The organism is Nocardioides sp. Root190 (assembly GCF_001428565.1).
GTDB lineage: Bacteria > Actinomycetota > Actinomycetes > Propionibacteriales > Nocardioidaceae > Nocardioides.
The window spans coordinates 17476-17844 of sequence record NZ_LMIA01000004.1 but is presented as its reverse complement, the minus strand read 5'-3'; the positions used below and the strand labels follow the sequence as shown (position 1 = coordinate 17844).

Here is a 369-nt window from a genome sequence, read left to right as displayed (position 1 = left end):
GCAAGGAACCGGGACCACGCCAGGCGCCCGTCGGCGATCTCGTGGACCTCGCCATCGACCCACGCGGCCTGGGCCTCGGTGAGCTCCCGGGTCGCTTCAGCGACGCGGCGGGCGTGCCCGGCCCGGGTGGTCCCAGCCTTCAAGCCCGCAGCCAACCTGGGGAGGCGGTGGTGGATGTCCACGGCGTCCGCGATCAGCTTCCTCGCCCCGTACGGAGACGTCTGGATCCGGGCGGCGAACGCTGAGGCGGCGTACTCCGTGACCAACGGCGTCCCGGCCGCACCCGCCGGGATTGCACGGTCCCGGACCCGCCTCGAGACCGACGCCGACCTGTCGGGGTGGTGCAACAGCGCCCACTGGTACGCGGCC

2 protein-coding genes are annotated in these 369 nt (G+C 73.7%); one reads left to right on the top strand and one right to left on the bottom strand.

The window, feature by feature from the left end:
• A partial coding sequence (locus tag ASE01_RS25550; protein ID WP_414858524.1) for a DUF222 domain-containing protein occupies window positions 1-266 on the bottom strand: 266 nt, incomplete at its 3' end.
• On the opposite strand from ASE01_RS25550, the gene ASE01_RS25180 reads away from it, so the two are divergent.
• On the top strand, window positions 175-369 hold a 195-nt coding region (locus ASE01_RS25180), incomplete at its 3' end, for a hypothetical protein (protein WP_235535859.1). The two genes, ASE01_RS25550 and ASE01_RS25180, sit on opposite strands and share 92 nt — an antisense overlap.